Source organism: Psychrobacter sp. Pi2-52 (assembly GCF_904846705.1).
In the GTDB taxonomy this organism is placed as follows: domain Bacteria; phylum Pseudomonadota; class Gammaproteobacteria; order Pseudomonadales; family Moraxellaceae; genus Psychrobacter.
Genome location: NZ_CAJHBS010000066.1, coordinates 1 through 678 on the forward strand (window position 1 = coordinate 1; position 678 = coordinate 678).

General features: G+C 51.3%; 1 protein-coding gene. It reads right to left on the reverse strand.

What is annotated here, in order from left to right:
• Positions 1 to 678 (reverse strand): hypothetical protein (locus JMY00_RS13545; RefSeq protein WP_201580540.1); only part of this gene is annotated, 678 nt, incomplete at both ends.

A 678-nucleotide genomic window follows, 5' to 3' on the forward strand; every position in this document is an offset into this window, starting at 1 on the left:
CTGTGACTTGGTGGACCAGATTGTCCCCTTCTGTCGCGCTCGCATTGCCAACGGTTAGGGTCGGTTTGTCACCGTCGAACGCATCATCTACATCATTTGGGTTGTTTGGGTTGTCTGTGTTGACAGCTTGGTCTTCATCGAAGACAGTCGCGCTATCTGTGGCTGTGCCAAGGGTGGCGTTTACAGGGTTACTGATGCTCATGCTAAAGTCTTCTGAGACCTCATAGATGGCGTCGTCATTCGGGAGAATACTAAAGGTTGGGAGGACGGTGCTACCAGCGGGGATGGTCACGCTCACCCCTGCTAAAGCAGCCGCCACACTGATGGTTTGGCTGCCAGTAGCATCCGTAAAGGTGATGCTTTCAATGTCATCAGCACTGAGGTCACCCAGGTTTAAGGTGGCAGTGACGGTACTATCAAGGTCAGTGGCACCCGTTTGAGTTACGGTAAAGAAGATACTCTGAGCATCACCTTCAATCGCTGTGTCAGTCGTCGCCTCAATGCTGACTACAGGAATGGCATCTAAAGCATCTTTAATCGTACCAGTACCAACCACTCCATCAATGGTCAGCTCGGTGGTTTCATTATTCTCAAGAATAGTGTCATTTGACGTCGGGTAGCTGACCGTGAAGCCCGTAACGCCAGCTGGTACCGTGATGGTGCCATCACCATTGTCGA